8 protein-coding genes and 1 pseudogene are annotated in these 6,000 nt (G+C 68.6%); 4 read left to right on the top strand and 5 right to left on the bottom strand.

Annotated elements, in window-relative coordinates; translation table 11 throughout:
• Together VEC11_RS18065 and VEC11_RS18060 are read left to right on the top strand one after the other, a co-directional pair.
• Positions 1-515 (top strand): cold-shock protein (locus VEC11_RS18065; protein WP_464135566.1); only part of this gene is annotated, 515 nt, incomplete at its 5' end.
• Between the two features lie 279 nt (positions 516-794).
• Complete coding sequence (locus VEC11_RS18060; RefSeq protein ID WP_464135564.1) at positions 795-1,124, top strand: hypothetical protein; 330 nt, start codon at positions 795-797, stop codon at positions 1,122-1,124.
• A 174-nt stretch (positions 1,125-1,298) separates the two neighbouring features.
• On the opposite strand, the gene VEC11_RS18055 is transcribed toward VEC11_RS18060, so the two are convergent.
• Together VEC11_RS18055 and VEC11_RS18050 are read right to left on the bottom strand one after the other, a co-directional pair.
• Complete coding sequence (locus VEC11_RS18055; protein WP_464135561.1) at positions 1,299-1,625, bottom strand: GIY-YIG nuclease family protein; 327 nt, start codon at positions 1,623-1,625, stop codon at positions 1,299-1,301.
• A 75-nt stretch (positions 1,626-1,700) separates the two neighbouring features.
• The gene (locus VEC11_RS18050) at positions 1,701-3,305 is read right to left on the bottom strand and encodes a cisplatin damage response ATP-dependent DNA ligase (protein WP_464135558.1); all 1,605 of its coding nucleotides are present in this window, start codon (positions 3,303-3,305) and stop codon (positions 1,701-1,703) included.
• Between the two features lie 101 nt (positions 3,306-3,406).
• On the opposite strand from VEC11_RS18050, the gene VEC11_RS18045 reads away from it, so the two are divergent.
• Positions 3,407-4,237 carry a metallophosphoesterase gene (locus VEC11_RS18045; protein ID WP_464135555.1) on the top strand — a complete coding sequence of 277 codons (831 nt, stop codon included), beginning with the start codon at positions 3,407-3,409 and terminating at the stop codon, positions 4,235-4,237.
• On the opposite strand, the gene VEC11_RS18040 is transcribed toward VEC11_RS18045, so the two are convergent.
• Both VEC11_RS18040 and VEC11_RS18035 read right to left on the bottom strand, forming a co-directional pair.
• Positions 4,234-4,794 (bottom strand): TMEM165/GDT1 family protein, encoded by a 561-nt coding sequence (locus VEC11_RS18040; RefSeq protein WP_464135553.1) that lies wholly within the window; start codon positions 4,792-4,794, stop codon positions 4,234-4,236. The genes VEC11_RS18045 and VEC11_RS18040 overlap by 4 nt on opposite strands.
• Positions 4,795-4,803: 9 nt before the next feature.
• Complete coding sequence (locus VEC11_RS18035; RefSeq protein WP_464135551.1) at positions 4,804-5,127, bottom strand: hypothetical protein; 324 nt, start codon at positions 5,125-5,127, stop codon at positions 4,804-4,806.
• 199 nt (positions 5,128-5,326) lie between these two features.
• On the opposite strand from VEC11_RS18035, the gene rpmG reads away from it, so the two are divergent.
• A complete protein-coding gene (rpmG, locus tag VEC11_RS18030) occupies positions 5,327-5,494 on the top strand; it encodes a 50S ribosomal protein L33 (RefSeq protein WP_309002778.1) in 168 nt (55 codons plus the stop codon).
• Between the two features lie 139 nt (positions 5,495-5,633).
• Here the strand turns inward: rpmG and VEC11_RS18025 are convergent.
• A pseudogene (locus VEC11_RS18025) lies at positions 5,634-5,993 on the bottom strand (response regulator); the annotation flags it as partial.
• Between the last annotated feature and the right edge of the window lie 7 nt (positions 5,994-6,000).

Here is a 6,000-nt window from a genome sequence, read left to right as displayed (position 1 = left end):
GCGGCGGCGGTGGCGGCATGCCTCCGCAGGTCGTCGGCGAGGCCAAGGGCGTCGTCAAATTCTTCAACGGTCAGAAGGGCTTCGGCTTCATCGTCCGCGACGATGGGGGCGACGACGTGTTCGTCCATATTTCGGCGGTCGAGCAGGCCGGCCTGACCGGGCTCGCCGAAGGGCAGCCGCTCGAGTTCACCCTGGTGGACCGGGGCGGGCGCGTGTCGGCGACGGACCTCAAGATCGACGGCGATCCGCTGCCGGTCGAGGATCGCGGCCCCCGCGACAAGCCGCAGCGCGAGCTGACCGGCGAGAAGGCGACGGGCACGGTCAAGTTCTTCAACGCCACGAAGGGCTTCGGCTTCATCACCCGCGACGACGGGCAGCCGGACGCCTTCGTCCACATCTCGGCGGTCGAGCGGGCCGGCATGGTCTCCCTGAACGAGGGCGACCGGGTCGAGTTCGAGCTGGAGGTCGACCGGCGCGGCAAGACCGCGGCGGTGAACCTGGTTCCGATCCAGTAACCGGGAGCCCCGGCGGGCTGAGCTAGAGGGCGTCGCGGCCACGGTCGCGGCGCCCTTTCTCTTTTGCCGTCATTGCGAGCGGAGCGAAGCAATCCAGTGTCCGAGGCCTGCTGGACTGCTTCGTCGCTTTGCTCCTCGCAATGACGAGGAGGGCTTGTGAAGCCTCGGTATTTCCACGGATCGTGCTGAACGGATCGTCAACCATTGTCGGCGACCCGGCGTCCACCTTTGCCGTTTACCAAGGGCGGCATGGAAAGCGTGCTACTCGCGGCCGCAATGATGGCTGCTTCGACAAATGCTGCCCCGGTCAACGGACCGGCGGCCGGGGACGTGCTGAACCAGCGCTGCTTCCGGCTGATGGCCGATCTGGCCGAGGACCGGGACCCCAGGGTCCAGGGCCTCGGCCGGATGGCCGCGCAGTATTTTCTTGGCCGGATCGACGCGGCCGACCCCGGCTTCGATTCCGACGCCGCCATGGACGCGCCTGCGCCCACGGGCGCGGAACGGCAAAGACTGCTCGGGCAATGCGGCGACGCCATGCAGGCCGGCGGGCGGGACTTCCGCATGATCGGCCGGCAGCTTGCGCCGCGGGGGCGGCCGACGGTCTAGGCTTCCGGATTCGGGCACAAGCTCCGTTCGCCCTGAGCCTGTCGAAGGGCCTTACTTCCCTGCACTGAAGTCAAGGAAGGGCTTCGACAGGCTCAGCCCGAACGGGTTACTGGGAGTGGGTGAGGTCAATCTCCCCACCGGGAAGCAAACCGTCCGGATGGACTCGTCCGGCAGTTAACCCTCCTCCGTTCGGGCCGAGCCTGTCGAAGCCCGCTTCTTCTCTTCAGCGTTTCGGGCCAAGGCGCTGATCAGCCTCCAGTCCCCCCGGATCAGGGCCAGCTTCTTCGCCCTGCGCCAGCCCTTGATCTGCCGCTCGGCCTGCAGCGCCTCGTAGCGGCTGGGGAACTCGTCCGCCCAGACCAGGGTGACGGGCAGGCGCGTCGAGGTATAGCCCTTGATCAGGCCGGATTGATGCGCTCCGATCCGCGCGTCGAGATCGTCCGTATGCCCGACGTAGAAGCTGCGGTCGGCGCAGTGGAGCATGTAGGCCCAGAAGCCCATGAGCGGAGAGAAACAGAAGGGGAGGGCTTCGACAAGCTCAGCCCGAACGGAATTGGATGCTTCTCAAGTCAGGGGTCAGGTCACCATCCTGCGCAATGTCCCGACCGTGTCCGCTTCGTTCGCCGGCTTGTCCGTGCGGATGCGGGAGATGCGGGGGAAGCGCATGGCGAGGCCGGATTTGTGGCGCTTCGAGAGGTGGATGGAATCGAAGGCGACTTCGAGGACCAGGGTCTTCTCGACCTCGCGGACCGGGCCGAAGCGGCCGATCGTGTGGTTGCGCACGAACCGGTCCAGCCATTTCAGCTCCTCGTCGGTGAAGCCGAAATAGGCCTTGCCGACCGGAAGCAATTCGCCGCCGCCTTCCTCGGTCCAGCAGCCGAAGGTGTAATCGGAATAATAAGAGGAGCGCTTGCCGCTGCCGCGGGCGGCGTACATCAGCACGCAGTCGGCGACGAGCGGATCGCGCTTCCACTTGTACCAGAGCCCGGCGCGGCGGCCGGCGACATAGGGGGAATCGCGGCGCTTCAGCATCACGCCCTCGATCGCGGCGTCGCGGGCGCCGGCGCGGATTTCCTCCAGCGTCTCGAAATCCCAGGCCTCGATCACTGCAGAGACATCGAAGCGGTCGGGGTCGAGCGTGGCGGCGAAGGCTTCGAGCCGCGGGCGCCGCTCGATGAGCGGGAGCGCGCGTAAATCCTCATGCCCGTCGAAGAGGATGTCGTAGAGCCGGACGAAGGCCGGATAGTCGCCGAGCATCCGCGCCGACACGATCTTGCGGCCGAGCCTTTGCTGCAGCGCGTTGAAGCTCGCCGCTCCCGCCGTTTCCAGGGCGCCGCCCTGGGCCTCGCCCTTCACCAGCAGCTCGCCGTCGAGCACGCCCTCGCGGGCGAAGGCCCCGGCCACGTCGGGAAAGCTGCCGGTAATGTCGTCGCCGGCCCGGCTGTAGAGGCGGGTTTCGCCGCCGGCATGGACGAGCTGGACGCGGATCCCGTCCCATTTCCATTCGGCGAGATAGTCGTCGAGCGAGACCCTGGTCTCCTCGAGCGCATGGGCGAGCATGAAGGGGCGGAAGACGGGGACGTTCTCTGCCGTCGGCTGCGGGCCTTTGCCCTCGGCCCAGTCGAAGATCGCCTGGTAGGGCGGGCCGATGCCGTGCCAGACCTCCTCGACCGCGTCGACGTCGAGCCCGAAGGCCTCGGCCAGCGCCACCTTGGCCAGCCGCGCCGAGATGCCGATGCGCAGCGCGCCCGTGGCGAGCTTCAGCAAGGCGAAGCGGCCGCTGATGTCGAGATGGTCGAGCATGGTCGCGAGCGCGCCCGGCGCCTCGGCGCGGCCCAAAGAAGCGAGCCGCTCGACCACCGCGGCGAGACGCAAGGTGCCGTCGTCCATGTCCGGCGCCTGTCCCTCCGGCACGGGCCAGAGCAGGGACACGGTCTCGGCCATGTCGCCGACATAGTCGCGGCTCATATAGAGCAGCACCGGATCGACCCGTTCCTCGGCGATGGCGCGGATCGCGGCGGGCTTCACCGCCGGCAGGTTGAGCTCGCCGGTCAAAGCGGCGAGGGCATAGCCGCGGTCCGGATCGGGGGTCCGCCTCAGATAGTCGCCGATCAGCTTCAGCTTGGCGGTGCGCGAGCGCGTGTAGACGAGCGCATCGAGCAGCTGGGAAAAATCGCGCATCGCCGGGCTTCTTTTCCGTTTCCTTAGGGCCGCTGGACTATGATCGGACCCGCCTCCCAGTTCCGCGCAGGATGCGCTTACCCACGGACCATGCAAGCCCGATGACGTTCAAACGCTTTCTGCTGCTCTTGGCCGCTTTGCTCCTGCTCCTGCTCGGCTGGAGCTACTGGCGCGCGATCGCCGATCCGGCGGTACGCGAGGCGCGGGTGGAACTGCCCGGCTTCCCGGCCGGCCAGGCGCCGGTCCGCGTCGCCCTGCTCTCCGACCTCCACGTCCAGGGGCCGGACATGCCGCCCGAGCGGCTCGCGCGGATCGTCGAGCAGGTCAACGCGCAGCGGCCGGATCTGGTGCTGATCGCCGGGGATTTCGTCGGGGACCGCTCGCTCGCCAGCCAATATTCGACCGCAGAGACGGTGGCGCCGCTGGCCGGGCTGAGATCGCGGCTCGGCACCTTCGCCGTGCTCGGCAACCACGATTACTGGCGCAACGGTCGCGAGGTGCGCGACGCGCTGACCCGGATCGGGGTGCGGGTGCTCGCCAACCAGGCGGTGCAGGCGGGGCCGCTGGCGCTGGGCGGGCTGGACGACCAGCGGACGGGGCATAATCGCGACCAGCAGACCTACAGCGCAATGCGGGCCCTGTCCGGCGCGCGCGTGCTGCTGAGTCACAGCCCCGATCCCTTTGCGACCTTGCCGCCCGATATCGGCCTGATGCTCGCCGGCCACACCCATTGCGGGCAGATCAGGCTGCCGCTCTACGGCGCCTTGACCAACGATTCGGCCTATGGCGAGCGTTATGCCTGCGGCTTCGTCGAGCAGAACGGGCGCAAGCTGATCGTCACCGCGGGGCTCGGCGCGAGCATCCTGCCGCTCCGCCTCGGGGCGGCGCCGGACTTCTGGATCGTGACGATCGGCCCGCGGGCGGGCCGCTAGACCAGCCGGAGTGCGTTCACGGCGGCGATGAAGCCGGCGATCAGGAACAGGGCCGCGCCGGCATAACGGATCGCGCGCAGCGGTACCGCCGTCTGCAGTTTCTCGCCGAGGAAGAGCGCCGGCAGGCAGGCGGCGAGCGCGCCCGCCGTGGCGCCGGCGGCGGCGAGCGGGGCGCTGTCGAAGCGGCCGGCGAGCGCGAAGGTCAGGAACTGGGTGCGGTCGCCCATTTCGGTGGCGAGGCAGAGGATGAAGGCGGTGAGCAGCGGCAGCCTGAGCGTTGCCTGCCGGGGCGGGCGGCGGCGGATCAGGCCGGAGGCGCCGGCGAAGAGCAGGGCCAGCGCGAGCAGCAGGGTCTGCGCGCGCACGTTGATCGCGCCGGCGATATAGGCGCCGGCAAAGGCGGCGATGATGTTGCTGGCCGCGAGCGCGAGGAGGAGGCCGGCGAGCACGAGCAGGGGCCGCCGGGTCCGCTCGGCAAGCATCGCGGTGACGAGCTGCGTCTTGTCGCTCCAGCCCGCGAGCAAAGCGGCGACGAAGGCGGTGACCAGGGCTTCCATGAAGGGGCTTTACGCCCCGAGACGGATCGAGACCGAGGCGAGCATCGCCTGCTCGGCGGCGGCGTCGAGGCGCTCGCAGCCGATCGCGTCGCGCAGCCGGTCGAAATAGAGGCCTGCCGGGCAGCCGCGCGGCTCGGCAGCGATCGCGCGAGAAAGGGCGTCGGCGACGGCGGCGACCGGGAGGAGGCCGTAAGCGAGGGCGAGGGTGCGGATCGCGCCGACTTGGCTCATGAACTCGCGGACGGTCAGGCGGGCGGCGGCCCGCTGCAGCTGGTCCAGGCGATCGCAGAGATCGGCCCGCACGACCATCATCCCGTCGAGGTCCACCCGCATGTCCCGCTCCTCAGGCCCTGATCGGGCCTTTGGCGACACAATGCGTCATCCCGGTTACCATGGCGTTAACCATGCGTTCTGCCGGGATTCAGGTGCGCCGCCCTTGACAATCCGGCCCTCCCCGGGCAGAGGCGCGCGGCAAGCAGGGCGGCGGTTTCGCCGCTTTCTTTTTTCGCACCAGTTTCAAGAGGGGCCCGTCATGGCCAAGCCGACCACGGTCAAGATCAAGCTCGTCAGCTCCGCCGACACCGGCTTCTTCTACGTGACCAAGAAGAATCCGCGGAACATCACCGAGAAGATGACCTTCCGGAAATATGATCCGGTCGCGCGCAAGCACGTCGAGTTCAAGGAAGCCAAGATCAAGTGACGTCGCGGGCGGGCGCGTCCCCGTCCTGATCGTCATCGCCGATCTCTTCAGGAGCGGTCTCGCCTTCCGGCGCGGCCGCTTCCTCCGTTTCCGGGTCCTCGCTCCCGGCCTCGGCCGTCGCCCGCGCCGCCGCGGCATCGAGCAGCGCCCGCACGGCGCCGACGAACTTCAGCACCGAGATCGGCTTGGAAACATAGCCCTCGGCGCCGGCGTCGCGGATCCGTTCCTCGTCGCCCTTCGCCGCGTAGGCGGTGACCGCCATGATCGGGATCGGCCGGAGCTCCTCGTCGGCCTTGATCTGCTCGATCAGCTCCAGCCCGGTGATGTGCGGCATCTGGATGTCCATGACGATGAGGTCGGGGACGAAGGCGCGGGCGGTGGCGATCGCCTCGCGGCCGTCGCGGACCGGCTCGGCGACATAGGCATGCGCGCGCAACAGGTCGCAGAACAGCTTCAGATTGAGCTCGTTGTCCTCGACAACCAGGATTTTTTGTCCCACCGGGCAC

The organism is Allosphingosinicella sp., assembly GCF_035626655.1.
In the GTDB taxonomy this organism is placed as follows: domain Bacteria; phylum Pseudomonadota; class Alphaproteobacteria; order Sphingomonadales; family Sphingomonadaceae; genus Allosphingosinicella.
The sequence above is the reverse complement of the archived record's forward strand: the minus strand, read 5'-3'. Positions and strand labels throughout refer to the sequence as shown.